The 25,210-nt window shown below is 70.1% G+C and carries 25 protein-coding genes; 10 read left to right on the top strand and 15 right to left on the bottom strand.

The window, feature by feature from the left end; translation table 11 throughout:
- Window positions 1-14: 14 nt before the first annotated feature.
- A complete protein-coding gene (locus tag AC07CM_RS11540; protein WP_478876158.1) occupies window positions 15-1,268 on the top strand; it encodes a styrene monooxygenase/indole monooxygenase family protein in 1,254 nt (417 codons plus the stop codon).
- A 151-nt stretch (window positions 1,269-1,419) separates the two neighbouring features.
- Complete coding sequence (locus tag AC07CM_RS11535) at window positions 1,420-1,674, top strand: hypothetical protein (protein WP_478876157.1); 255 nt, start codon at window positions 1,420-1,422, stop codon at window positions 1,672-1,674.
- A 132-nt stretch (window positions 1,675-1,806) separates the two neighbouring features.
- Here AC07CM_RS11535 and AC07CM_RS11530 read toward each other — a convergent pair whose 3' ends face one another.
- From AC07CM_RS11530 to AC07CM_RS11515, 4 genes are all read right to left on the bottom strand, one after another.
- A complete protein-coding gene (locus tag AC07CM_RS11530) occupies window positions 1,807-2,856 on the bottom strand; it encodes a C40 family peptidase (protein WP_478876156.1) in 1,050 nt (349 codons plus the stop codon).
- Window positions 2,857-2,968: 112 nt separating this feature from the next.
- Window positions 2,969-3,274 carry a hypothetical protein gene (locus AC07CM_RS11525; protein WP_478876155.1) on the bottom strand — a complete coding sequence of 102 codons (306 nt, stop codon included), beginning with the start codon at window positions 3,272-3,274 and terminating at the stop codon, window positions 2,969-2,971.
- 10 nt (window positions 3,275-3,284) lie between these two features.
- Entirely contained in the window at window positions 3,285-3,938 is a 654-nt protein-coding gene (locus tag AC07CM_RS11520; RefSeq protein WP_478876154.1) for a TetR/AcrR family transcriptional regulator, read from the bottom strand.
- 91 nt (window positions 3,939-4,029) lie between these two features.
- A complete protein-coding gene (locus AC07CM_RS11515) occupies window positions 4,030-4,968 on the bottom strand; it encodes an AurF N-oxygenase family protein (RefSeq protein WP_478876153.1) in 939 nt (312 codons plus the stop codon).
- Between the two features lie 122 nt (window positions 4,969-5,090).
- Between AC07CM_RS11515 and AC07CM_RS11510 the strand changes: the two genes are divergently transcribed.
- On the top strand, window positions 5,091-6,200 hold the full coding sequence (locus tag AC07CM_RS11510) for a ferritin-like domain-containing protein (protein WP_478876152.1): 1,110 nt from the start codon (window positions 5,091-5,093) through the stop codon (window positions 6,198-6,200).
- 35 nt (window positions 6,201-6,235) lie between these two features.
- Complete coding sequence (locus AC07CM_RS11505; RefSeq protein ID WP_478876437.1) at window positions 6,236-7,069, top strand: hypothetical protein; 834 nt, start codon at window positions 6,236-6,238, stop codon at window positions 7,067-7,069.
- On the opposite strand, the gene AC07CM_RS11500 is transcribed toward AC07CM_RS11505, so the two are convergent.
- From AC07CM_RS11500 to AC07CM_RS11475, 6 genes are all read right to left on the bottom strand, one after another.
- Entirely contained in the window at window positions 7,053-7,538 is a 486-nt protein-coding gene (locus AC07CM_RS11500) for a DUF3291 domain-containing protein (RefSeq protein ID WP_478876151.1), read from the bottom strand. The genes AC07CM_RS11505 and AC07CM_RS11500 overlap by 17 nt on opposite strands.
- 45 nt (window positions 7,539-7,583) lie before the next feature.
- Window positions 7,584-9,041 (bottom strand): penicillin-binding transpeptidase domain-containing protein, encoded by a 1,458-nt coding sequence (locus tag AC07CM_RS11495; protein WP_478876436.1) that lies wholly within the window; start codon window positions 9,039-9,041, stop codon window positions 7,584-7,586.
- Between the two features lie 23 nt (window positions 9,042-9,064).
- On the bottom strand, window positions 9,065-10,426 hold the full coding sequence (locus tag AC07CM_RS11490) for an FtsW/RodA/SpoVE family cell cycle protein (protein ID WP_478876150.1): 1,362 nt from the start codon (window positions 10,424-10,426) through the stop codon (window positions 9,065-9,067).
- 157 nt (window positions 10,427-10,583) lie between these two features.
- The gene (locus AC07CM_RS11485) at window positions 10,584-11,834 is read right to left on the bottom strand and encodes an ATP-binding protein (protein WP_478876149.1); all 1,251 of its coding nucleotides are present in this window, start codon (window positions 11,832-11,834) and stop codon (window positions 10,584-10,586) included.
- Window positions 11,831-12,619 carry a hypothetical protein gene (locus tag AC07CM_RS11480; protein WP_478876148.1) on the bottom strand — a complete coding sequence of 263 codons (789 nt, stop codon included), beginning with the start codon at window positions 12,617-12,619 and terminating at the stop codon, window positions 11,831-11,833. Before AC07CM_RS11480 ends, AC07CM_RS11485 begins: the two co-directional genes overlap by 4 nt.
- Before the next feature lie 93 nt (window positions 12,620-12,712).
- A complete protein-coding gene (locus AC07CM_RS11475) occupies window positions 12,713-13,219 on the bottom strand; it encodes a protein-tyrosine phosphatase family protein (RefSeq protein WP_478876147.1) in 507 nt (168 codons plus the stop codon).
- A 115-nt stretch (window positions 13,220-13,334) separates the two neighbouring features.
- Between AC07CM_RS11475 and AC07CM_RS11470 the strand changes: the two genes are divergently transcribed.
- On the top strand, window positions 13,335-14,141 hold the full coding sequence (locus tag AC07CM_RS11470; RefSeq protein WP_478876146.1) for a nuclease-related domain-containing protein: 807 nt from the start codon (window positions 13,335-13,337) through the stop codon (window positions 14,139-14,141).
- A gap of 248 nt (window positions 14,142-14,389) precedes the next feature.
- Here the strand turns inward: AC07CM_RS11470 and ligD are convergent, their stop codons facing one another.
- Entirely contained in the window at window positions 14,390-15,271 is an 882-nt protein-coding gene (gene ligD / locus AC07CM_RS11465; protein WP_478876145.1) for a non-homologous end-joining DNA ligase, read from the bottom strand.
- A 62-nt stretch (window positions 15,272-15,333) separates the two neighbouring features.
- On the opposite strand from ligD, the gene ku (AC07CM_RS11460) reads away from it, so the two are divergent.
- The 4 genes from ku (AC07CM_RS11460) to AC07CM_RS11445 all read left to right on the top strand — a co-directional run bounded on the left by ku (AC07CM_RS11460) (window position 15,334) and on the right by AC07CM_RS11445 (window position 19,882).
- Window positions 15,334-16,476 (top strand): non-homologous end joining protein Ku, encoded by a 1,143-nt coding sequence (gene ku / locus AC07CM_RS11460; RefSeq protein WP_478876144.1) that lies wholly within the window; start codon window positions 15,334-15,336, stop codon window positions 16,474-16,476.
- Between the two features lie 73 nt (window positions 16,477-16,549).
- Window positions 16,550-17,626 carry a hypothetical protein gene (locus tag AC07CM_RS11455; RefSeq protein ID WP_478876143.1) on the top strand — a complete coding sequence of 359 codons (1,077 nt, stop codon included), beginning with the start codon at window positions 16,550-16,552 and terminating at the stop codon, window positions 17,624-17,626.
- A 198-nt stretch (window positions 17,627-17,824) separates the two neighbouring features.
- A complete protein-coding gene (gene ku / locus AC07CM_RS11450) occupies window positions 17,825-18,766 on the top strand; it encodes a non-homologous end joining protein Ku (RefSeq protein WP_478876142.1) in 942 nt (313 codons plus the stop codon).
- Window positions 18,767-18,808: 42 nt separating this feature from the next.
- The gene (locus AC07CM_RS11445) at window positions 18,809-19,882 is read left to right on the top strand and encodes a medium chain dehydrogenase/reductase family protein (protein WP_478876141.1); all 1,074 of its coding nucleotides are present in this window, start codon (window positions 18,809-18,811) and stop codon (window positions 19,880-19,882) included.
- Between the two features lie 25 nt (window positions 19,883-19,907).
- On the opposite strand, the gene AC07CM_RS11440 is transcribed toward AC07CM_RS11445, so the two are convergent.
- Window positions 19,908-21,044, bottom strand: coding sequence for a DNA polymerase III subunit beta family protein (locus tag AC07CM_RS11440; RefSeq protein WP_478876140.1), 1,137 nt, complete (start codon window positions 21,042-21,044; stop codon window positions 19,908-19,910).
- On the bottom strand, window positions 21,016-21,345 hold the full coding sequence (locus tag AC07CM_RS11435; protein WP_478876139.1) for a hypothetical protein: 330 nt from the start codon (window positions 21,343-21,345) through the stop codon (window positions 21,016-21,018). The genes AC07CM_RS11440 and AC07CM_RS11435 overlap by 29 nt, the downstream gene beginning before the upstream one ends.
- A gap of 1,594 nt (window positions 21,346-22,939) precedes the next feature.
- Between AC07CM_RS11435 and AC07CM_RS11430 the strand changes: the two genes are divergently transcribed.
- A complete protein-coding gene (locus AC07CM_RS11430) occupies window positions 22,940-23,938 on the top strand; it encodes a tyrosine-type recombinase/integrase (RefSeq protein WP_478876138.1) in 999 nt (332 codons plus the stop codon).
- Window positions 23,939-24,076: 138 nt separating this feature from the next.
- Here AC07CM_RS11430 and AC07CM_RS11425 read toward each other — a convergent pair whose 3' ends face one another.
- On the bottom strand, window positions 24,077-24,298 hold the full coding sequence (locus AC07CM_RS11425) for a hypothetical protein (protein WP_478876137.1): 222 nt from the start codon (window positions 24,296-24,298) through the stop codon (window positions 24,077-24,079).
- A 664-nt stretch (window positions 24,299-24,962) separates the two neighbouring features.
- Window positions 24,963-25,130: an ATP-binding protein gene (locus AC07CM_RS11420; RefSeq protein WP_468107834.1), complete on the bottom strand. Its 168-nt coding sequence runs from the start codon at window positions 25,128-25,130 to the stop codon at window positions 24,963-24,965.
- Between the last annotated feature and the right edge of the window lie 80 nt (window positions 25,131-25,210).

Raw genomic sequence — 25,210 nt, 5'->3', positions numbered from 1 at the left:
GAGCCCCAACCCGCATGCGGAAGATACTCGTCGTCGGAGCCGGCCAGTCCGGACTCCAGCTCGCCCTCGGCCTGCAGTCGCACGGCTACGAGGTCACCCTGATGTCGAACCGGACCGCGGACGAGATCCGCTCCGGCCGGGTCATGTCGACGCAGTGCATGTTCGACACGGCTCTGCAGCACGAGCGTGATCTCCAGCTGAACTTCTGGGAGTCCCAGGCCCCGAAGATCGAAGGACTCGGCGTCTCGGTCGCGGCACCCGGCTCGCACGACCCGGGGCCCACGCAGCGCGCGATCGACTGGGTCGGCCGGCTCGACGGGTACGCGCAGTCGGTCGACCAGCGGGTGAAGATGGCCGGCTGGATGGAGACCTTCGCCCAGCGCGGCGGCCAGCTGGTCATCCACGGCGCGGCGGTCGGCGACCTCGACTACTTCTCCCGCGCCTACGACCTCGTCCTGGTCTCGGCCGGCAAGGGCGAACTGGTGTCGATGTTCGCCCGCGACCCGGAGCGCTCCCCGTACAGCGAGCCGCAGCGCGCCCTCGCGGTGGCCTACGTCCACGGGCTCGGCCCGCGCCCGGAGCACCCGGAGTTCGACGCGGTCCGCTGCAACCTGGTCCCCGGGGTCGGCGAGCTGTTCATCATGCCGACGTTCACCACCTCCGGCCGTGCCGACATCCTGTTCTGGGAGGGCATACCCGGCGGCCCGCTCGACGTCTTCAACGGCGTCAAGGATCCGGCCGAGCACCTCTCCCTGACCCTGGAACTCATGGAGAAGTTCACGCCCTGGGAGTACGCGCGCGCCACCAAGGTCGAGCTGACGGACGCCGGCGGCACGCTGGCCGGCCGGTACGCCCCGACCGTCCGCAACCCCGTCGGCCGCCTGCCCGGCGGCGGTCTGGTGCTCGGCGTGGCCGACGTGGTCGTGGCCAACGACCCGATCACCGGTCAGGGCTCGAACTCCGCGTCCAAGTGCGCGGCCGCGTACCTCGCCTCGATCCTCGAGCGGGAGGACAAGCCGTTCGACGAGGAGTGGATGCGGGCCACGTTCGACCGGTACTGGGCCACCGCCCAGCACGTCACCAAGTGGACCAACGCGATGCTGGCGCCGCCGCCGGAGCACATCCTGAACCTCATCGGCGCGGCCGGTCAGCTGCAGCCGGTGGCGGATCGATTCGCCAACGCGTTCAACGACCCGGCCGACTTCGAGAACTTCTTCTACGAGCCGGAGAAGACGGGGGCGTACCTGGCGTCAGTCGCCGGAACCTGACGGGTCTCTGACCTGCGGTCAGCTTGTCGTGGTCGGCTGTGACCCCCGGATGGCTCCCCCGAGGAGCGCTGCTGGGGAAGTCGATCTAGCCTCCGAAGTGAGCGCCAAGTGGATCTTTTGTTGGCGCGCTCTACCGATCCAAGGAGGAGACATGCGCAAGCTTCGCAAGGCTGCCGCTGTGGCCGCCATCATAGGGACCGTCGGCTTCATGGGCGTCTACCCTGCCACCGCCCAGGCCGCAACCATGGGTGGCGGGGGCGGCGGATGCAGGTCCCATGACTTCAACATCGACATCCTCGGTGAGGTGGGTGTCTTCGACGGTCTGGGCGGGAACCTGCTGAACGGCGAAGGCAGTCCAGGCGCGCAGAAAACCGATATCGGTTCCGACTGTGATCACGGCTGGTAGCCGCCTTACGTAGTTCGCCGCAGTGACTGCGTGTGTTCGTCTCGGAGTGGATGTCGAAGGCCCCGGACCGTGACCGGTCCGGGGCCTTCGCGGTGCGGAACCATGCTTCCGGGGGCCCGGGACGACGCGGTCCTATCTGGCCTTCGTGGCCCGAGTGCCGGGGCGTACCGCGCCGAGTACGGGATAGGACGCCAAGGGGGAGAGCTTGATCCTCTCGCCCGGTCTCGGTGCCTGCACGACGTTTCCGCCTCCCACGTACATCGCCACGTGGGTCGCCTCGGGGAAGTAGACGACGAGGTCGCCGGGGCGGAGTTCGGTCAGCGGGATTCTCCCCAGGCGCGCCCACTGTTCCTGGCTGGTGCGGGGGATGGGGGTGCCCGCGCGGTCCCAGGCCTGTGAGGTCAGGCCCGAGCAGTCGTACGACTTGGGGCCCTGCGCGCCCCACTGGTACGGCTTGCCGATCTGGTTCATGGCGTAGCGGACGGCCCGGTCGCCCTCGGCCGAGGAGGGCGGCCGGTTGTCGCCCAGGGCGCCCGAGGTCACGAGCTTGTCCTGGGCGTCGGCGACGTCCCGCTGCTCCAGCCGGGCGATGGCGCCCAGTTGTTGCGGGGTGAGGGAGGCGAGGAGCCGTTCGACGTCGGCGAGCCTCGCCGTCACGTCGTTGCGCTGCTTCTTCTGCTGCCCGGCGAGGGTGAGTTGTGCGTCCAGGGCCCTGCGGGCCGCCCTGGCCAGGGTGTCCTGTCTCTTCTCGGTGCCGGCCAGCCGGGCCACGGTCCTGGCGCGCTCGCGCGCCAGCTGCCCGATGACATGCCCCTCGTCCAGCGCGTGCTGCGGGTCGTGGGCGAGCAGCAGACGGACGTAGGGGGAGAAGTCGGTGCTGCTCTGGTACTGCTGGCGGGCCAGGCGTCCGGCGTCGATCCGGCTGCCCCGCAGGGCGATCCGGGCACGGGCCAGTTCGCGGTCCAGGCGGCTCACCTCGGCCTGCTGCCGCTTGAGCCGCTCCGCGGTGGCGTTGTACGTCTCGGTCGCCTGCTCGGTCTGCCGGTACAGCCGCTGAAGGTCCGTCAGGAGCTGGGAGACGGACCGCTGCGGGTCGGGTACGGCAAGCGCGGGCACGGGCGCGAGGACGGTCTGGGCCGCCACCACCGCCGTACAGGCCAGGCGCACAAAGACTCGTGACACGTCATCACCTCCGGTGCGGAACGGGCGGGCCCTCCGCCGGCTTCCGCACGGTGATAATCAGACGTGTTCGCGCTGTGCGTGGAGCATTCGTGCGCCGTTCGGCGCAACCTTCTCAGCCGGTCGGGTCACCCGGCTTGCCGGACGGCGCGTCGTCCCTCCTGGCCCACGGCCATCTGGCCCGGACGCCGCCCTGCCCCCCTTCGGGGTCGTACCGGTACTTCCATCCCCGCACCATGCCGAGTCTGCCGCTGTGCCCCCGCGGCACGCGGCGGTAGACGAGCACGGTGGGCGGGCCGCCGGCCGCGTCCGGGACGGGGATGCGGTACGTCTTCGGGGGGTGGCCGGTCATGCCCAGCAGCACGGGCAGTACGCGCCCGTCCATGGGGCCGCCCTCGAAGGGGGTGTCCTGACTCTTCACGGCTTCAGTCTCAGCCATCCTCGGCGAGCTCGCCGACGAGGGCCGCCGTCTGCGGGTCGCGGGCGGCGGTCACCGTGAGGACCGCGAGGAACTGCTCGACCAGCCAGTCCCGCAGCTCGCCGACCTCGGGCTGTTTGTCCTCGTCCAGCCAGATCAGGGAGGCCGCCTCCACCGCCGTGATCCACGTCCGGACGGTCATGCGCAGGCGCGGTCCCGGGTCGCGGACGCCGAGGTGGCTGTAGATGTGCTCGGCGGCGGCCCGCCGCACCCCGTCCACGATGGCGGTCGTCCGGGACGTCTCCACCACGCTGCCGCCCTGCAGCAGCGCGCTGAATCCGGTGTCGTGCTCGTCCACGAAGCTCAGGTAGCGGTCGAGTGCCCGGGACAGCCGGGGCAGCAAGGGGCCCTGCCGGGGTTCGTCGAAGCACTTCTGCAGCTCCTCGGCGGCCGACCTGAGCGCGGCCTCGTACAACTGCTGCTTGCCGCCGGGGAAGTACCGGTACACGAGCGGCCGCGAGACCCCGGCCGCCTCCGCCACGTCGTCCAGCGAGACGTCCTCCGGCGCGCGGTGCGCGAAGAGGGAGAGCGCGGCGTCCAGGAGCTGGCTTCGCCGCTCCTCGACACTCAGGCGACGGTAGGCGGGGGTGGCGGCGGACGGGGTCATGCCTCGCAGCGTAATCGCTCGCAGGCCCGCGCAGCGGCACCCCGCAAGCGCGGGCAGGCGACCCCGCCCCCGGCCTTCCCCCGGCCCCGGCCTACGCCAGCAACCCGGACGACCTCCACAGACGCCGACCGACCCCCCGCAGCACCCCGATGTCGTCCAGGAAGTCCGTCAGCCGCTTCGCGCCCGTCTGCATGACCTCCCGCCGGTGGCCGCTCGCCTTCACCTGGGCCATCGCCTCCCGCTTGTCCAGGCCGACGTTGGTGTAGACCTCGGGATTGACGAACGCCACCGAGAACACCCGGGCGAACTCGCCGGACGTCACCCGGGTGAACTCCTGCGACCACTTCGGCGCCGTCAGCATCTGGCGCCGCAGCTCCTCACGGGCGTACCGGACGTGCCGGGCCTCCTCGACCACGTGGATGCGCGTGACCCCGCGGATCAGGGGCTGCACCCGCTCGTCCGGGAAGGTCAGCCGCTGCATCCAGTCCAGCACCTCCTCGCCGAGCAGCGTGGCCGTGAAGGAACCGGGGGTCGTGGAGATTGTCTTGAACAGACGGCCGAGGTTCTGGTGCGCCCGGCTCACCGGGTACCAGGGCGCGTCGCCCCGCTCGATCAGCCGCGCGAACATCTTCGAGTGCCGGCACTCGTCCTCGATCTCGGTGAGGGCGTAGCGGACGTGCGCGCTCGTCGCGGCCTTGTCGTAGATGTGCCGCACCAGCAGCTGCATCAGGATGATCTCGAACCAGATGCCGAGCGAGGCCAGCGCGGCGGCCTCGTGCTGGGAGAGCAGGATCCGCTGCTCCTCGCCCATCCGCTTCCACATCGGGGTGCCGTACAGCGAGACCAGCTCCGGCGGCCAGAACCACTTGCCCTCCTCGAAGGGCGCGTCCCAGTCCAGCTCCTTGTCCGGATCGAAGGAGTGCTTGGCGGAAGAGACGAGTAGCCGTTCGGCCACCTGTTCCCGGTCCTTGAGCAGGCCGAGCGCGTCGCGCAGCCCGTCGAGCGCGTCCGCTTCCGTCAGGGTCGTCATGGCTCCCTCACCTCGTTACCGGGGGTACGTCGTCCGCCTCTTATGAGACTGCCTGTCAGCAAGGCCGTCAATCCCTCGCGCATGACTTGTTGACTCGGCGTCTACGTGTGACTCTGCGAGGTATGCCGAGCCACGACCTGTACGCCAACGACCCCAAGGACTCCCCCTGGCAGGTGCCCGCGACCGGCGCGGCCCGCTTCAGCTGGGAGTACGACGGGGGACGGGACCGCCTGCTCGCCCTCTACCAGAAGGGCAAGGACAAGCAGTGGGACGGACAGCGGCGCATCGACTGGGAGCTGGAGGTCGACCCCTACGACCCGCTCGGCACCCCCGATGAGGCGATGTCGCTCTACGGCACCCCGTACTGGGCCAAGCTCACCGACAAGGACAAGGGTGAACTGCGCCGGCACTACGCCTCCTGGCAGTTCAGCCAGTTCCTGCACGGCGAGCAGGGCGCGATGATCTGCGCGGCCCGGATCGTGGAGTCGGTGCCCGACATGGACGCCAAGTTCTACTCGGCGACCCAGACGATGGACGAGGCCCGGCACGCCGAGATCTACGGCCGCTTCCTGCACGAGAAGATCGGGATGCTCTACCCGATCAACGACAACCTCCAGTCCCTCCTCGCCGACACCCTCCGCGACAGCCGCTGGGACATGCCGTACCTGGGCATGCAGGTCCTGATCGAGGGGCTCGCCCTCGCCGCGTTCGGCATGATCCGGGACACCACCGACAAACCCCTGCCCAAGCAGATCCTGGCCTACGTGATGCAGGACGAGGCCCGGCACGTGGCCTTCGGGCGCATGGCCCTGCGCGACTACTACAAGCAGCTCACCGATGCCGAACTGCGCGAGCGCGAGGAGTTCGTCATCGAGGGCTGCTATCTGATGCGCGACCGGCTGCGCGGCGTCGAGGTGCTGGAGAACTTCGGCATCCCGCGGGCGGAGGCCGAGCGGATCAGCGAGAACTCCGAGTTCCTCCAGCTGTTCCGCAAGCTCCTCTTCAGCCGCATCGTGCCCTGCGTCAAGGACATCGGCCTCTGGGGCGAGCGGCTCCAGCAGGCCTACGTCGACATGGGCGTGTTCGAGATGGGGGACTCCAACCTGGACCTGCTGATGGCCCAGGACGAGGAGATCGCCGAGCAGCTGGACGCGGAACGCTTCGCGGCGGAGGAGCGGGAGCGGGTGGCCGAGGTGCGGGAGGCGATCGAGTCGGGGGCGGCCGAGACCTGAGCGTCACTCACGTGCAGTAACGTTCTGGCGTGTCCATGCCTCCGCCGCCCCAGCAGCCGCAGTACCCGAACCAGCCCCCGCACCCGTACGGCGGGCAGCCCCCGCAGGCCCCGGGTCCCTACGGCTCCCCGTACCCGCAGCAGCAGCCTTACCCGCAGCAGCAGCCCTACGGCGCCCCGCAGCCCTACCCGCCGCAGCAGCCGTACCCCGCATGGGGCGTCCCGCCCATGGGCCCGCCCCCGAAGAAGCGCCGGGTCGGACTGGTGCTCGGGATCGTCGGCGGCGTCGTCACGGTCGGCGTCGTGGGACTCGTGCTGCTCGGGGCGGTGATCGAGAGCGGCTTCCCGGCGGCGAAGAACAGGCTGACCCTGCCCCACGAGCTGCTGCACGGGAAGTACGTCCTCGCCGAGGACCTCTCCGACACCGAGGGCAAGAAGGTGGAGGACGAGGCCGACGGCGCCTGGGACGCCAAGGACATCCACGCCCTGGTCGGCCGCTACAGCCCGGGCGGCGACGACTCCAAGGGCATGCTGCTGGTGTCGAGCATGTACGGCCGGTTCAAGAACGAGGACTCGGTCCGCCGCAACATGCTCAAGGGCGCCACCGAGGCCGACGGTGTGACGGTGTCCGAACCCGCCAAGGACGTCACCCCGTCCGGCGCGGACGTCACCATCAGCTGCGAGGTGCTGACCCAGAGCCGGGCCCAGGTCACGATCGCCTACCCCGTGTGCGCCTGGGCGGACGGCAACACGGCGGCCGTGGTCGGCGAGGTCAGCCTGTCCCGCAAGGACCCCGCCGACGTCGACCTCGACGCCGCGGCCCGGAACACCGTCGAGGTCCGCTCCGAGATGCTCAAGCCGGTCGGCTGACCGCCTCCGTCTCCTGCGCGGGGAACGACGTCCGCAGCGTGAAGGCGTACGGCGTCGGGCCGTGCGCCCTCAGGTGCAGCAGCCGGTCCTCCGCCTCGGCCACGGTCGGGCGGTGGCCGGCCGGCACCCACCACAGCGTGGTGACGGCCTCCGCCAACCGCTCGAACCAGTCCCGGCGCCGGGACAGCAACTCCCGGTGCCGTCCCTGGTACATGAACGCCGTGAGCGCGTTCGTGTCCCGCCACACCGACATGTTGACGATCAGCCATTCATCTTCGAAGACCGCGATGTCGGTCGCGTCTCCGGCGTCGCTCTGCAGCCGCCAGACGAATCCGTCCGAGGCGTCGGCCACGGCGTTCACCGGGTCGAGCGCGTCGACGAAGTCCTTCAACTGCGGCGAGTCCAACGGATACTTGAGGCGGGCGATGTTGACCTGGGCGAGTTCGTGCGTGGCCGGCGCAAGCGTCATGACCGAACGGTAGGTCGGCCGCGGTGTGCCGCGGTACCCCCCGTCTCACAACCCGAGAACCGCCCGCATGACCTCCTTCGCGATCGGTGCCGCGTCCCCGCCGCCACTGATCTCGCCCCGGTCCGCCGCGGCGTCCTCGACCACCACCGCGACCGCGACCTTCGGCTCCAGGGCGTTGTCGGCCTGCGCCCAGGAGACGAACCAGGCGTACGGCACGCCGGCGTTGCCGACACCGTGCTGGGCCGTGCCGGTCTTGCCGCCCACCGTGGCACCGCGGATGGCCGCGTTGGTGCCGGTGCCCTCACGGACCACGTCGGTCATCAGCTCCCTCAGCCGTACGGCCGACGACGGGCGCATCACCTGCCGCTCCGGTCGCACACCCCCGCCCGCGATCGTCTCGCCGCCCCGGCGGGTGATGCGCTCCACGAGATACGGCGTCCGCAGCCGGCCGTCGTCGGCGACGGCCGCCGCGACCATCGCCATCTGCAGCGGAGTCGCCCGCGTGTTGTACTGCCCGATCGAGGACAGCGCCAGCTGCGCCTTGTCCACGTGGGTGTCGAAGGTGCTGGGCGAGACGGCGAAGGGGACCCGCAGCCGGGTGTCGTTGAAGCCGAACGCCTGGGCCGTGCCCGCCATGTCCGCCACCCCCACGTCCACGCCCAGCTTGGCGAACACCGTGTTGCAGGACCACGCGAAGGCCTCCCGCAGCGAGGCGTTCCGGCAGCCGTCGCCCTCGTTGGTCAGCCGGGTGGTGGAGCCGGGCAGCCGGTAGGGGTCGGGGGACCGGGTGCGCTGGTTCAGGTCCGTGATCACACCCGCGTCCAGCGCCGCCGCCGCGGTGACCACCTTGAACGTCGAACCCGGCGGATAGGTCTGCCGCACCGCCCGGTTGAGCATCGGCTTCTCCGGGTCGTGGTTGAGCCGCGACCACATCGACGCCGTCGCCTCGCCGTTGCCGGACAGCTCGGCGGGGTCGTACGACGGCGTCGACACCAGCGCCAGGATGCGGCCCGTGGCCGGCTCGATCGCGGCCACCGCACCCTTGCGGCCGCGCAGTCCCCGGTACGCGGCCTCCTGCGCCGCCCGGTTCAGGGTCGTGACGACGTTCCCGCCGCGGCTCGGCCTGCGCGTCACGTCGTGCCACAGCGGCAGCGGCGCGAGCATCGGGTCGGTGCCGGAGAGCACCCCGTCCTCGGCGTCCTCCAGGAACGTGGTGCCGTACATCTGCGAGGCGAAGCCGGTGACCGGCGCGTACAACGGGCCGTTGCGGTAGGTGCGTTCGTAGCGCAGCTGCTCGCCGGTGTCCGTGGAGCCGGTGACCGGCTCGCCGCCGACCAGGATGTCGCCGCGCGGCTGCTGGTAACGGGCGATGGCGGGGCGGCGGTTGGCCGGGTTGGCGTCGTAGGACGCCGACTGGACGAGCTGCACCCGCGCGGCGTTGACCAGCAGGGCCGCCAGCAGCAGCGTGCAGAACACGCAGGCGTGCCGGATGTACTTCGCCATCGGCAGGCCGTTGCCGTACTCGGTCACGGGGCCTCCTGCCCGTCGTACTGGCTGCGGGCCGAGTCGCTCACCCGGATCAGCAGGGCCACGATCGCCCAGTTGGTGACCACCGAGGAGCCGCCCTGGGCGAGGAACGGCATCGCCATGCCGGTCAGCGGGATCAGACCGGTGACCCCGCCCGCGATCACGAACACCTGCAGCGCCAGGATCGAGGCCAGACCGACCGCGAGCAGCCGCCCGAACGGCTCGCGCAGGGCGAGTCCCGCCCGGTAGCCGCGCTCCACGAGCAGGGCGTAGAGCACCAGGATCGCCGCGAGGCCCGCCAGGCCCAGTTCCTCCCCGGCCGTCGCCAGGATGAAGTCGGACTTGGTGGCGAAGCCGATGAGGATGGAGTGGCCGAGCCCGAGCCCGGCGCCGAGGAACCCGCCCGCCGCGAAGGCGAACAGGGACTGCGAGAGCTGGTTGGGGCCCAGCCCGGCCTCGATGGTGGCGAAGGGGTGCAGCCAGTCCTCGATCCGGCCGTTCACATGCGGCTCCAGACGGCCGACGGCGAAGGCCCCGAGCACCGCGAGCACCAGGCCGACCGCGATCCAGCCGGTCCGGCCGGTGGCGACGTACAGCAGGACGACGAACAGGCCGAAGAAGAGCAGCGAGGTGCCGAGGTCGCGCTCCAGGACCAGCACTCCGACGCTCAGCAGCCAGATCGTCACGATCGGGCCGAGCACCCGCCCGGTCGGGAACTGGATCCGCCACAGCCTGCGGCCCGTGTACGCGAGCGCGTTGCGGTTGGCCGCCAGGTAGGCGGCGAAGAACACGGCCAGCAGCACCTTCGCGAACTCGCCCGGCTGGATGGAGAATCCGGCGATCCGGATCCAGATGCGGGCGCCGTTGACCGCCGGGAAGAGGATCGGCAGCAGAAGCAGTGCCAGGGCCGCGACCACGCACACGTAGGAGTAGCGCTGGAGCACCCGGTGGTCGCGCAGCACCAGCACGACGGCGATGAACAGCCCCACCCCGAGCGTGGACCACACCAGCTGGGCGGGGGCCGCCCGGTCGCCCGGCGTCTCCAGGTCCAGCCGGTAGATCAGCACCAGGCCGAGGCCGTTGAGCAGCACACCGATGGGCAGCGGGAGGGGATCGGCGTACGGCGCCCGGACACGGACCGCGAGATGCGCGCACAGGGCGAGCACGCCGAGCCCGGCGCCGTAACCGGCGGCGCCCGGCGGGACCGTACCGCTCCGCGCCAGGCCCACGGCGCAGTACCCGTACACGGACAGCAGCACGGCCAGCACGATCAGGGCGAGTTCCATGCCACGGCGCCGGCGCAGGCGTACGGCGGGAGCGGGTGCCTGCGGCGCCACCACGGCGGTTCCGGCCTTGGTCATGTCCGGAACCTACCGAAATACGACAGTCCGGCCGGGCAGACGCTCCGGGGAGCGCGGAGCGCTCCCAAGGGGCGCGGGGCTGTGACATCAGCGGCTCCGCCGCGCGGGCGCGGCCGCCCCCGACCCGCAGCCCGCGACGCAGCCGAGCCCCGAGCTCTTACCGGCCCTCAGCCCAGGGCAAGGTCAGCACGGCGACGGCCCCGCCATCCAGCGCATTGCCGAACGCCAGCCAAGCGCCCAGCACCTCCGCCTGCCCCACCGCGATGGTCAGCCCCAGCCCGTGTCCCTTCGCCCCGCCCTCGGTACGGAACCGCTGCGGCCCGTGCGCCACCAGGTACTCCGGATACCCGCCGCCGTGGTCCCGCACGGTCACCACGGGCCCGTCCACCGTCAGAACCACCGGAGGGCCCCCGTGCTTGTGCGCGTTGGCCACCAGGTTGCCCAGCACCCGCTCCAGGCGCCGCCGGTCGGTCTCCACCCGGGCGTCCCGCACGATCCGCACCTCGGTGTCCGTCCCCGAAGCCCGCACCACGCGCCCGGCCAGCGCGCCCAGCTCCTCGGTGGCCACCTCCTGCCGCTCCCGGCCGGTGTCCAGGCGGGAGATCTCCAGCAGGTCCTCTGTGAGCGTCCGCAGCGCCGCCACCCGGTCCCGGACCAGCTCGGTCGGCCGGCCGGGCGGCAGCAGTTCGGCCGCCGCGTGCAGCCCGGTCAGCGGAGTACGCAGCTCGTGCGCCACGTCCGCGGTGAACCGCTGCTCGCTCAGCAGCTTGCTCTGCAGCGACGCGGCCATCGAGTCCAGCGCGGCCGCCACCGCGGCCACCTCGTCCTGCGGGCGGGTCGGGTCCTCGGTCCGGGGGTCGTTCACCCGGGCGTCCAGGTCGCCCGCGCTGATCCGCCGGGCCACCCGCGCGGTGCCGTGCAGCCGGCGCGTCACCCGGGTCACCGCGAACGCCCCGACCAGCACCGTCGCCCCGATCGCCAGCGCCGACGACCACAGGATGGACCCGTCGAGCCCGGCGATCGTACGGGACTGCTGCGAGTAGTCGACCTCCACCGCGAGCGCCCGGTGCCCGTCGGCCGGGCCCGCCGCCCACATGATCGGCCGCCCCTGGTCCGAGGCGACCATCGTGCCGCGTTCCCCGGCCACCGCGAGCGCCCGCAACCGCGCGGGCAGTCCCGCCGGGTCCACCCCCGCACCCGGCAGCAGCGCGTCCCCCGCCTCGTACGCGTGCGTGGCGTCCTCCAGCCGGGACAGCGCCAGGTCACGGGCCCGGCCGACGGTCTGGTTGGTCACCGACACATGCACCAGCACGCCGAGCAGCGCGGCCAGCGCGCAGCTCATCACCGTGATGAACGCGGCCGTCTTCACCGCGAGCGTCCCCACCCACTGGGGGAGCGCCGGCCTCATCGGGCGCTCGCCGAAGGGGAGGCACCCGCGTCGGCCGAGGGTGAGGCACCCGCGTCGGCCGAGGGTGAGGCGCCCGCGTCGGCCGACGGGGAGGGCGCGTGGCTGTGCCTGCCCCTGCCGGTGCGCAGGAACTCGTCACGGGAGAACACCATCGCCCGCTGTTCCGGATCCCAGGTCCAGGTGGTGCGGTACTCGTACCCGGAGATCCCGGCCGGCGAGCGGACGATCACCGCACGCCCGGCCAGCTCCACGCCGATGATCGCGTCGTTGTCGGCCAGCACCTGCACCAGCTTGTGCTTCTCGACCGTGTAGACCCGCACCGCGGTCTGGTTGGTCGGGTACAGCCGGAAGCCGAGCGTCATGTCGTCCCGGCCGTCCCCGGTCAGGTCCCGGTAGTACGCCTTCAGCAGCGGGCAGCGCGCCCGGTCGCCGCCCGGGACGCACTCCTTCATCCGGTCCACGGTCCCGTGGAACGCCCCCTTCGACCCGTAGTCCGCCGCGTGCGCGGCGATCTCGGCCCGTACGACGTCCACCGGGTCGACCTTCCTGATGTCGTCGCCCGGCACCCGGACACCCTTGACGGTCTCCGTGCTCCCCTCGTCGTAGGGGTAGGCCGGGCTGGACGCAGGTCTCAGGTCCGGCCAGAGCCTCGCCGGGCTCACCGCCGTCGGAGTCGCCCCGGCGCCCTCCAGACCGCCCCGGTCCCCACAGGCCGCCGCCGTCAGCGACAGCAGGGCGACGGCGGCCGCGGCGAGGGCGGTGCGCACGGGGCGACGGGCTGACACGGTGCTCCTGGGGCTGCGGGGACGATCAAGGCCCCGTACACCTTATTCATAGGGAAGTCCTTTTTGCGCACTCGGGGCCGTGCTGGGGAGAGGCTACTCGGCCAGTTCCTCGAGCAGTCGGGCGGTGGCCAGTCCCGCCCTCAGGTACTCCACGAACAGCTCGTTGTGCAGCGCCCAGGGGGAGCGCTTGGCACGGATCAGGTCGATCGCCTCCTCGGCGGTGCGGCCCCGCCGGACCAGCGTGTGCCCGACGACCAGACCCGAGCGGTTGTACCCGTGGTAGCAGCGCACCAGCACCGAGCGCCCGGAGTCCAGAGCCTCCTGCGCCGCCCGGGCCAGCCGTATCACCCCCGCGAGCTGGGTCCCGTCCAGCGGCCCGTCCGGAATCGGCCACACATGGTGCTCCGTCCCGGGGCCGGGCCCGTACCCCGGCAGTCGCAGCAGCGTCTGCACCACGTCGAACTGATCACGTACGACGGCGAGCTCCAGCCGCCCCGAACCGCCCCGGAACTCGTGCCCGCCCATCCACAGGCCGGGCTCGATCTCGCTCCACGGGCTGTCCGGGGCCGGTACGTCGGACTGCTTCTCGCGGGTCCGCAACGGCGCCTCCCCAACTCCCCCGTACAGGGCCGCTCTCCAGGGCCGCTCTCCAAGGTAGCCGGGTTCTTGCCGTGGGAGCACCCCGCCTGTTCCCATGGTCGAGGGGTGATGGCGCATGAGCGGACTGCGCGTGGTGCCGACCTGGCGGCACGGCCGTGAACGGCTGTACGTCTGCGGCCCGGACGGAGAGAACGTCGCCTGGTACGACCGTGAGACCGGCCGGGTGAACCTGATCGGCGAGAACCGCCGCGAGGACGTGCTCGAGACACTGCGCCCCTTCCTGACCGGCCCGGTGACCGTGGGCCCGCCCCCGGTGCCCACCCCGGCGGAACTGGCCCGGCTGACCCTGCACCCGGACGACGACCTCGCACCCAACCGCCCCGGCGAGGCCCTGCTCGTCGCCCTGGAACGGGACCCCGGCCCCACCCACCGGCTCCGCCCGGACCCGCGCCGGCGCGCCCTGACCGCCGAGCAGACGGTCGGCGAGGCACTGGACCGGCTGGAGGGAGCCGGCTGGCACGCCCTGCACTCCGTCCCGCTGCCCGGCGGCGCCCGCATCCACCACCTGCTCATCGGCCCCGGCGGCCTCTTCGCCTGCCACGCCCTGTACGCCCGCAAGCAGCGGGTCCGGGTGGCCGACCCGATGGTCACCGTGGGCCGCCGCGAGGCCGAGCCGCTGCTGCGCCGGCTGCGCGCCGACGCCGACCGCGCCACCTACGCCCTGACCGCCGAGGTCCACCCCGTCCTGGCCCTCGTGGGCCCACCGTCCGACGTGACGATCAGCGCCCCGCCCCGCGGCATCCGCATCCTCCAGGACCCGGAACTGACAACCCTGGCCCGCCTGGGCGGAACCCTTAAGCCGGCGGACGTGGAGGCACTGCACGCGATGGCGCGGGATCGGGAGACGTGGGGGAGGGTGTGAGGGCGGAAAGGGTCCGAGGGCGACGGTCCGCGGAATCAGCCCGTCCGGCGTTTGAGGACGAGGGGCCAGGAAACCGGATCGTTCGGAGCATGTGGGCGGGGGTCCGGGAAACCAGCCCGTCCGGCGTTTGAGGACGAGGCCCGTTCAGGGCCGAAGCGCGGGTCTGGGGGCGGCAGCCCCCAGCAGGGGTCGCAGGGGACGGAGTCCCCTGGTCGGGACGGGTAGGGGCGCCGGGGGCGAAAACCCTCTCACGGCAACGACGCCGACCGCCCCGCATCGAGCAACGGCGCCAGCAGATCCCCGTACCCCCGCACCCGAGCCCCGATGTCCCCGGCCACAAACTCCAGCTGCCCCGGCTCCCGACACTCCGCGACCTCCTCCCACCGCACCGGCGCGGACACCGTCGGAGCCCCCCGCGCCCGCAGCGTGTACGGCGCGGCCGTCGTCTTGCGCCCGGCGTTCTGACTCCAGTCGACGAACACCTTCCCCGGTCGCAGACTCTTCGTCATCCGGTGCACCACCAGCCCCGACATCGCCCGCTCGGCCTCCACCGCCAGCGCCTTCGCGTACTCGCTCGTCCGCTCGGACGACGCTCCCCGCACGGCCGCCAGCAGATGCAGCCCCTTCGACCCCGCCGTCTTGGCGTACGCCTCGATCCCGTCCGCGGCCAGCCGGTCCCGCAGCCACAGGGCGACCTCACAGCAGTGGACGATCGTCGCGGGCGCCCCCGGATCCAGATCGAACACCAGCCGGTCGGCCTCGTCCGGCGACTGGACCAGCCACTGGTGCGTGTGGAACTCGGTCACCAGGTTCGCCGCCCAGACCAGGCTCGCCAGATCCTGCACGACCACCATCCGGGCCGGCCCCTCCGACCGGGGGACCTCGGCGGTCGTGACCCACTCGGGCGTACCCGGCGGCACGTTCTTGGTGAAGAACACCTGCCCGTCCGGCCCGTCCGGATACCGCAGGAAGGACACCGCACGGTCGCGCAGATGCGGAAGCAGCACCTCGGCGGTGGTCGCGTAGTAGTGCACCAGCTCGCCCTTGGTGAAGCCGGTCTCCGGATACAGCACCTTCTCCAGGTTGCTGAGCGCCACCCGTCGCCCGTCCACCTCTGTGATAGGCGTCATAGGATGACAATCCCAGACATTACGTAATGGAACACCAGAAACCGAAAGGAAGGCTGCTGCACGTGCGATCCATATGGAACGGCGCCATCTCCTTCGGTCTCGTCAGCATCCCGATCAAGCTGGTGAACGCCACCGAGAGCCACTCGATCTCCTTCCGCCAGATCCACGCCGAGGACAACGGCCGCATCCGCTACCGCAAGGTGTGCGAACTGGACGACCACGAGGTGAGCCAGGCGGAGATCGGCAAGGGATACGAGGACGCGGACGGGACGATCATCCCGATCACCGACGAGGACCTCTCCCACCTCCCGATCCCGACCGCCCGCACGATCGAGATCGTCGCCTTCGTACCGGCCGACCGGATCGACCCGCTCCAGATGGGCACGGCCTACTACCTGGCCACCGGCGGAGCCCCCGCCGCCAAGCCGTACACACTCCTGCGCGAGGCCCTCAAGCGCAGCAACAAGGTCGCCATCGCCAAGTTCGCACTGCGCGGCCGGGAGCGTCTGGGCATGCTGCGCGTGGTCGGCGACGCGATCGCGATGCACGGCCTGCTGTGGCCGGACGAGGTACGCGCCACCGAGGGCGTGGCCCCGGACACGCGCGTCACCGTCCGCCCCAAGGAACTCGACCTGGCGGACGCCCTCATGGACACCCTCGGCGAGGTCGACCTGGAGGACCTGCACGACGAGTACCGCGAGGCACTGGAGGAGGTCATCGCGGCGAAGGCGGCCGGCGAGGCCCTGCCCGAGGCCCCCGAGCCCGCCGCCGGCGGCAAGGTGCTGGACCTGATGGCGGCCCTGGAGAAGAGCGTACGCGCGGCCCGGGAGTCCCGGGACGGGCAAGGAACGGGTGCACGGACTTCGGCTCCGGGATCGGCTCCGGGATCGGCTTCGGCCAAGGAGGCCGAGGTCAGGACCCTCGCCCGGCGCCGCTCCACCCCCAAGGTGGCGGGCGGCAAGAAGTCGACCTCCACGACGGCGAAGAAGGCCGCGACAAGGAAGACCGCGGCCCCGAAGAAGTCGACCTCCAAGGCCTCCGAGGGCACGAAGAAGACGTCGGCCGCGAAGACCACGAAGACGGCGAAAACCACCAAGACGGCGAAGACCACGGCGTCCAAGTCCGGGTCCAGCAGTACGGCGAAGACACCCCCGAAGAAGACCGCGGCGAAGAAGGCGACGTCGTCCCGCACGCGCTCGGCGTGAAAACCGCTGCCCAAGGCCGGGACGGACCCGGATTCCCACCCGCGAGGCGGGACACCTCGGGCACGATGAGGGCGTGACTTACGTGGTGACCGTGGCCATGGCCCTCCCCAAGGGGGCCCCGGAACTCGACGCGCTCCAGCGGGAGGGCGTCATCTTCTTGCTGCGGAAGGGGTTCGACTCGCTGGAAGCGATCGAGGGACCCGACGGGATGGAGATCCAGCTGATGGACGACGTCATCGCCGCCCATCCCGGCGGCGCCCTGCTGAAGCTCTTCGTGGACGCACCCGCGCTGGAATTCGCGGAGGACGCCGCTCGTGAGGTCGTAACGGAAATCCTGGAGCGGTCCGAACCACTGGCCGACTGGCGGATCACCAGTTGCGGGGTGGAGCTGAACTCCGAACTCCTCCAGGAGAGCCTCGACGCGGCCGACGGCCCCGACGCCCCGCCGGCCGACCCGGCGGAACGCGCACGGCGTCACGCGGCGGCCGAGCACGCACCGGCCTCCGGCCGTCTCCACCCCACCGAAGTCGAGGCCATGCGCTCCCGGCTCCGCGCCCTGGCACCCACTCTGGTGGCCTTCCCGCTGGACTGCTTCGGCCATCACGACGACCCGGAGGAACGTACGGTCGGCCGAGAGGCGGCGGAGATCGCGGCAGGCGCCGTCGTGTTCGCCATGGACCTGCTGGTGGACGAACTCTTCACCGACCTCGCCGGCCTGGAGGAGGACGGACCCACGGTGGCGGAGAGCGACGCCACCTTCATGCTCCTGGACGACCTGCCCCCGCAGTTCGCCGACGAGTACACCGTCCTGTTCACCCGCCGTCTGACGGTCACCGCGGTGACCCTGACGGCCCGCCTCACCCAGCCCCGGCCCACCCGCCCGGTCTGCGTGGCCGAGGAGATCCTGCTGAAGTTCCTCCTCGCCCAGGCCGAGGTGACGGCCGACCTCTACGACCTCCTCACCGACGAGGTCGCCACGGCCCTGGAGAACCTCGCGGACGCCATCGACGAGGACCCCGACCCAGACCCGGAGGACCTGGCGGCGCTGGGAGTCGAGGACTGGTTCACCCCCTTCGACGGCGAGGGATTCGTCCACCCGTACGCCGCACACGACGACGAGGAGTCACTGCAGGGACCCACGGCCCGCTAGGTGTATTGATCACGAGCGTTGTTAACAGGGCCGGGGTCTAATTCCCGTCTGTCCCGCGGCGATGACGGCAATTTGACGACAGGCCCTGGGCCCGAGCCGGCCGAGGCGCACCGGCAGCCCAGTCGGACGCACGTACCCTGCGCGGCTCGGGAGACCCTCGTAGCCTGGTGATGCTCGGGGTACTCGCGGAGGTCTGCCATGCCCCGAACCATCTGGTCCGGCGCCATCTCGTTCGGTCTGGTCACCGTGCCGATCAACGTGGTCGGCGCCACCGAGGACCACAGCATCCGGTTCCACCAGTACCACCTGGAGGACATGGGCCGGGTCCGCTACCGCAAGGTGTGCGAACTGGAGGACCGCGAGGTCCCCCAGGAGGAGATCGGCAAGGGCTACGAGCTGACCAAGACGCAGGTCATCCCCATCACGGACGAGGACTTGAGCAACCTGCCGCTGCCGACGGCGAAGGCGATCGAGATCGACGCGTTCGTACCGCTGGGGTCGATCGACCCGATCCGGATCGCCGAGGGCTACTACCTGCAGCCGGCCGGCGAGGTCGCGGCCAAGCCGTACAAGCTGCTCGTCCAGGCACTCGGCCGCTCGAGCAAGGTGGCCGTGGCGAAGTACGCCTGGAGCGGCAGGGAGCGGCTCGGCCTGCTGCGGGTGCGCGACGACGTCCTGGTGCTGCACGCGATGCGCTGGCCGGACGAGATTCGCGACCCCACCGAGCTGCTCCCACCGCCGGTCGAGGTGACGGACGACGAGATCGAGGGCGCGCTCGCCCTCATGGACACCATGACCACGGACTCCCTCGAAGGCCCAGACTTCCAGGACCAGTACACCGAGGCCATCGCGAGGATCATCGAGGCGAAACGCGAGGAGAAGCCGCTCCCGGAGGCACCGGAGCCGGAGGAGCCGGCCCAGGTCCTCGACCTCATGGCCGCGCTGAACGCGTCCGTACAGCAGGCGAGAGCGTCCCGAGGCGAACAGGCGGCCCCGGCCGAGGTGCACGAACTCCCGAAGCCGAAGAAGAAGACGACGACGGCGAAGAAGCAGCCGGCCAAGAAGACGGCGGCGAAGAAGACGACCGCGAAGAAGACGACCGCGAAGAAGACGACCGCCAGAAAGCCGAGAACCGCATGAGGCGCACCGGTTGGAGGCTTCCGCGAAGGCCGAGGTGAGGTTGTGAAGCTCGTCGTAGTCGACCACTTCGGCGGCCCCGAGGCTTTGAGGCTGGTGGAGGAGGACACCCCCCGCCCTGGCCCCGGCGAGGTACGCGTCAGGACGCTGGCGGCAGGCGTGTCGTTCACCGATGCCCAACTGCGCGCCGGAACGTACCTGGGCGTGCCCAGGCCACCGTTCACCCCCGGCTACGAACTCGTAGGCGTAGTGGAGGAAATCGGCCCGGGCTGCTCACGACTGCGCGTGGGAGACCGCATCGCAGCGCTCACGGTCTGGGGCGCCTACGCGGAGCAGGTCTGCCTGCTGGAGGCGGACGCGGTGGAGGTACCGGACGACCTCGACCCGGCGCTGGTAGTCAGCCTGGTCCTGACCTACGTGACCGCTTATCAACTCCTGCACCGCGTGGCACGGGTGAAGCGCGGGGAGACGCTGCTCGTCCACGGCGCCGCCGGCAGGGTGGGCACGGCCGTCCTGGAACTGGGAGCGCTGGCCGGCCTACGCCTCTACGGAACGGCGTCGGCACGCGACCGCGCCGCGGTGGAGCGGCACGGCGCGATGGCGATCGACTACCGCAACGAGGATTTCCTGTCCCGGGTGCGCGCCCTCCCCGGAAAGGGCGTGGACGTCGTCCTCGACGGCCTGGGAGGCGCACTCTCCCTGCGCTCCTTCCGCGCCCTGCGCCCCGGCGGACGCCTGGTCGTGTTCGGTCACTACGCGATGCTCGCGCGCGGCCGGAAGAGCTGGCGGGGATGGCTGGAGTGGTACGGCTCGACGGGCGCCGTCGCCCTCTGGGGCCTGCTCTCCCCGAGCCGGCGAGTAGGCGCCTACCGCATCCAGAAACTACGAGACCGCCACCAACTACTGCCCATGGCGAGCCGCCCACCGGCGTTCCCCGTGGGCGGAGGTCCCCGCAACAGGACTTGGTTCGAGGAGGACTTCGGGACACTGCTAACCCATCTCCGCCAAGGCGACATCCACCCGGTGGTGACGGAACGCATGCCCCTCTCCGACGCCGCCCGGGCGCACGAACTGCTGGAGACGTCGGCGGCGAGGGGGAAACTGGTGCTGGTGCCGTAGCCCGAGAATGCCGTGGCCGAAGAACCTAGTGCTCCAGGCGAACCGGCATGAGTACCGAGAAGGTGTCCTCGTCGTCGGGCCGACGGATGGCGAGGGGCGCGTTGGGGACACCGAACTCGAGAATCAACTGATCCCGGGCTCCAGCGGCAAGCGCGTCGAGCAGGAACTCGCGATTGAAAGCGACCTGATTCTGCTCCTGGTCCTGGAACTTTTCCTGATCGCTGTCGCCGTAGTCACCGTCGTCGCAGATGACGAGGGTGCCGTCGCCGGCCACCCGCAGAACGCTGAGGTCGTAGGACTCCCCGTCCTGCTCGCGCACCTCGCTCTTGCGGACGGGCCCAATCTCCACGGCCTCCCGCAAAGCAGGCACGTCGACGAGGACGCGGCGCCCGGCGGGCAGCTGGACGAGCCGACGGTAATCAGGGAACTCGTGGCCGAGGCACTGCCCAGCGGCCTGCCCGTTCCCGGTCTCCAGCGCCACGCGATCACCGTCCAGAACGAGCCGAACGGGCTCCTCGCCGCTGAGCAAAGCCCGCATGGCGTCGGCGAGCGGGGCGGGCACGACGACGTGTGCACGGGGCCCGCTGTGCCCGGCGGTCCCGGCGTGGGCGACGGCCATCCGGTACCGGTCGGTGGCCACGACGCGCAGAGCCTCACCTTCCACGTCGAACAGAACGCCGCCGAGCATGGGCAGGTCAGGATCGTGGCTTGCCGCGAACCGGACAGCGTCCAACGCGGCGGCCAACTCAGAGGCAGAGACGGCAGAGACGTCCAGCCGGACGGAGGCGGAGCGAAGCGAACTCATGTTGTTCTCCCGGTGTTCGAGCAGTTCTCGGATCGCGGAGAACTCACTGCGGGCTTCGGACAGCCCCAGTTCGAGCCGACGCAGATGCGCCTGAAGCAGCTCGCGCACCAGGTCGGTATCGGCACCGGCCCAACCGGCCAGGACGAGCCGAACGTCCGCCAGGGGCATGCCGGCCCGCCGCAACCGGGCCAAAACCTGCGCTTCTTGCAGCTGTCCAGGGCTGTACCAGCGATACCCGCTGACGGGATCCACCCAGGCGGGCACCAGCACCCCGGCACGGTCATAGAAGCGCAGGGCACTCACACCCAGCCCACTGACCCGCCCCATCTCACCAATGCCGCGCATCTCGCTCTCCACACCGGAACTGTGAGCCCTGCACAAGGTCGAGGGTCAAGGTCGACCGGGAAACCTGATCGCAGGAAGCTGTTCGGGGCGGGTCCGGGCCACTTGGTAGTGCCAGTTGTTCATTCGCCTCGCCATTCAGGGCGGTAGCACTGGCCTTCCCGATGGCGGACACACGGACCCGCAGGCCGCTCGGGCGGACGAGGTAGGCGATGCGGTTCCCGTACGACTGGTTCTGGCTGAAGGCCACCCCGGTGAAGCCGGCCGCGGTGCGGATGCCCGCGTCGATCAGAGCCTTGATCGTCTTGGCACCCATATTCTGGAGGTTGCGAGCGTCGTGAACCGACGTGCTGCGCAGTGGGCGCTCGCCGGGTCCTTCAGCTCGCGGGCGCGTCGACGCAGGTCGCGCATCCGCTGCCGGGCTACCCGATATTCGGGTCTGAGGCGTCGTCCCAAACGGATGATTGCGGCGGAGGTGACCAGGGCGGCCCCTGGGTCACTGGAAGATGTCCTTGCGGCTGAACGGAGCTGATCGCCAGCACTCCCGGGGCGGCCGAGCCGAGCACGACAGTGGCCGCCACTGCGAGGTGAGTCATGAACGCTGTGCCGTCACCGGGTCTCCTTGATGCGAAGAAGGCCGTGGCCCGTTTGAGGACCTCCACGTCCTCCCGCAGTCGGCCGTTCCGCTGCAGTCGGGCTAACTTCTCGCGTTCGTCGCTGGTCAGGCTGTCCCGCTCGCCGGCATCGACCTTGGCCACCCTGACCCAGTCACGCACCGCGGTCTCGGTCAGAAGCCCTTGGCCACCTGGCCGATCGATTGCCATGCTGACGCAGCTGAATGATCGGACCCGAGGCGCACGTGCACACATCGGGGTCCGGCCAGCGGCGGCCTAGCACTATGCTGCAATACATTTCTCAGCTCGTTGAGAAGCATGCTTGCAGACTGTCAGCAACGTGAGCCGGAACATGCCAGAATCCCCAGTTGACCCACATGTTCTGGATGCCGAATCGCTCGCTAGCCCTATTATTGGGAAATGAGTCAGGGATGGGGTGGGGAAGTTCGCCGATTAGCTCTATAGGAATGGTGTATGCGTATCGTGCGGCGTCAGGCCATGGAACATATCCTGCAGTAGCAGCGGGCTCAGTTGCTCGTATCCATGCTGCAAGTCCACCCCCTCGCGTGGGGCCTCCAGAAAGCCACACAAAGATGGAGTCGCCAGACTCGAGCATGCGTGCAGCCTTCTCTGCGTTGTTGCCGCGCGGGACGCCCCAAAGACTCTCCCGCTTGCAAATGTCCCAATTTTCATGGTAGTTCAATGCGATTGATGCGACGAATGCTGCCATAGGGGCTGATGGTAAAGGAAGGTGGCCTCCTGCGCACTACCTTTGGAAGGTTTCTGTGAGTTGGGACGAATCCTGAGGACGAGGGAGGGTGCGCCATGTTTCTCCAGGCAGCCTGTTCACGGACCTGACGGGGTTGACGGCCGTATGGAACATGCCCTTTGAACGCGGGCGCGCCCCGCAAACGTGTTCGGTGATTCGGTGTCGACGCCGATAATTTATCTGGCAGGTTGCCATCGCTCGCCCTGTGACGCCCCAGGCGTGGTTCCCACAGCTTCCGGAGTCTATTCGTCGCGTAGGCAACATGATGGAGGCCTCGTCGATGCGAACTGGCCGATCCTCTTACACGGATTGACGTTCACCCAGTGGATCCCGGCAGCCCGCGGACCGGCCTGGCTTGGCAAGGGCCGACCGCCGTTGCAGTGGTTCGAGTTCTGTCGGAAATACATCGCCGGGCGGTGGCGTACGAGCGCGGCCAAGACCCGAGAGGGCATGGCGGACGGTCTTGCAGCCGTAACGCTCGCCATGGTCAAGCGCGGGAACGGTGTTCCCTCGGATGAGCAATTGCGGTGGCCTTCCGGTGGGGGATCGTGCCTGCGAATGCGGGCGAGGATCCGCCGGCCGACCTCAAAGTCGCGTATGCCTGGCTCACCACGACGGATCGTCCGGTGGGCGATGTGGCAGACGCTGCGGTGTTCGAGGACGTGCTTTACCGCCTCGGGTACAAGCTGGACGGCACCCCGGCGGCCGGCGACACCTACAGGCGCCGCCGCCGTGCCCTGAACACCGCTCTCGAACACGCGGTGGTCGCGGGCGACCTCTCGGAGAACCCGCTTCAGCGGGCCCGTCGGAAGCACGTCGGCTCCAATGACGTGGTGGACCGGCGAGTCCTCGTGAACGCCCTACAGGCACGCCAGTTGCTCGCGGCAGTGTCCTACGTCGGGTCGTGGGATCGGTGCCGTGGGAGGCGCCTCGTGGCGTTCTACGCGGTCCTGTACTACGCGGGCCTGCGTCCGGCTGAGGCGGCCGGACTGAGGCGGTCTGACTGCCATATCCCGGACACAGAATGGGGCACGCTGACGCTCCGGGAGACGCGTCCCGTCTCCGGTAAGCAGTGGACCGATTCCGGGGAACGCCACGACCGCCGCGGGCTGAAAGCGAGGGAGGCCAAGAGCGACCGGCCGGTCCCCATTCCGCCCGTCCTGGTGGCGATCCTGCGGGCGCACCTGGACGCGTTCGGCACGGCCAAGGAAGGGCGCGTGTTCGGCAACGAGCGTGGGGGAGTGGTCGGCTCTTCTACCTACTGGCGGGTGTGGGAGGAGGCGCGGGAGTATGCGCTCCCGCCTGAGCGCGTCGACTCGCCGTTGGCCGGGCGCCCCTACGACCTGCGGCACGCATGCATCACGCGGTGGCTGAACGCTGGGGTACCGATCGCTGAGGTTGCCCGGCGGGTCGGCAACTCTCCCGAGGTGATCCACCGGCGCTACCACGGGTGCATCGACGGCCACGAGGAAGCCGCCTACGCGAAGATCACAAGGGCATTGGAAGAGGACGGAGACGGTGCATAGCGCTCCGTGTCATCGCGCTGCGAGGGCGGTCCGGGAGATTCGGACCGCCCTTATGGGTCGGCACGTACCTGCGGCTCTCCCGGCTACGCTCGCGTGGGAGCGCCCCGCAGCGCGTGGCTGCGGGGCGCCTAGTGGGGTTTAGTCGACTTCCTGCCCGTTGAACTTGCCGCCCTTGCAGGTCGGGAGCCCAGCCGCGGACGTGTTCGACCGATCGACCGTTCCGCCGCCCTGCTCGCACTCACCCGGGGTGAGGCTGGCGGGGGTGGCGGTTGTGGCGGTGGCGGTGGCGGCGCCTGTGAGGCCGAGTCCGGCGAGGGCTGCCGTGGCGATGACGGCGGCGAGGATTCGTCGAATGCGCATTTGGTTCGCCTTTCACGGATTGCCTCGGTTGGGACACCACTCAGCTTGATGTTCATCCATGTGGGCGACACGTCATGTTAGGCCGTTCGGGTGACATTGCTGTCGGGTGCGGGGTCGGTGACGCGACCCGTCGGACAGGCCGTAGCGCTAGAGGTGCAGCGAGTGTCCAAAAGCCCTGTTGGCCCGCGCTATCGGCTCAGGCATCGCCTAGCGCCGCCCGGTACGCCTCGTATCGAACCCAGGCGTCTTCGAACATCTCGATGGCGGCTGGAATGGCGCCGCACTCTTCGAGGTAGGCGTGCTGCCCGACCGCCCCTTCCGTGAGGGCCAGTCGGCATTATTAGCGACATCGTCGGCGAGGTCGCCGATGCCACTATTTCGATCGGTTTAGGTCATTAACCACGCTGTGAAGCTCTTCGGTTTGGGCATGTCCACATGCTTCCGCAGAGCCCCCCGACGTCGTCAGGGGTGCCCTGCTCGTGAGGAGCGCGTGAGCGTGTCGGAGGTGTGTCGCGTGCATCGCAGATGGTGCGCGGATAGTGAGAGACAACAAGAGAGGGCGGGAGTCAGTGAGACTGACTCCCGCCCTCTGTCGGCGACGGGTGAATCGTGACCCAGTTCCGGCGGGTGAAAAATGACCCCCCACTGCGTCAGTTGATGTTGGTCATTCCCCGCTGTTGGCGGCGGGAACCCGTCCGAGGTCGCGGCCGCGCATGCGGTAGCTGTCGCCCTTCAGCGAGATCACCTCGGCGTGGTGGACGAGACGGTCGATCATCGCGGCGGCGACGGTGTCGTCGCCGAAGACCTCTCCCCAGCGATCTGGGGCTGGCACTTGTTCCCTCACACGAGTTGCCGCTGCCACCTGGCCGTATCCCGTTCCTGGCGTCCTCGTTGGTTCTCGCGGTAGCACCC

The organism is Streptomyces sp. NPDC044061, assembly GCF_056434305.1.
Note: the sequence above shows the minus strand (reverse complement) of the source record. Positions and strands in the feature narration are given on the sequence as shown.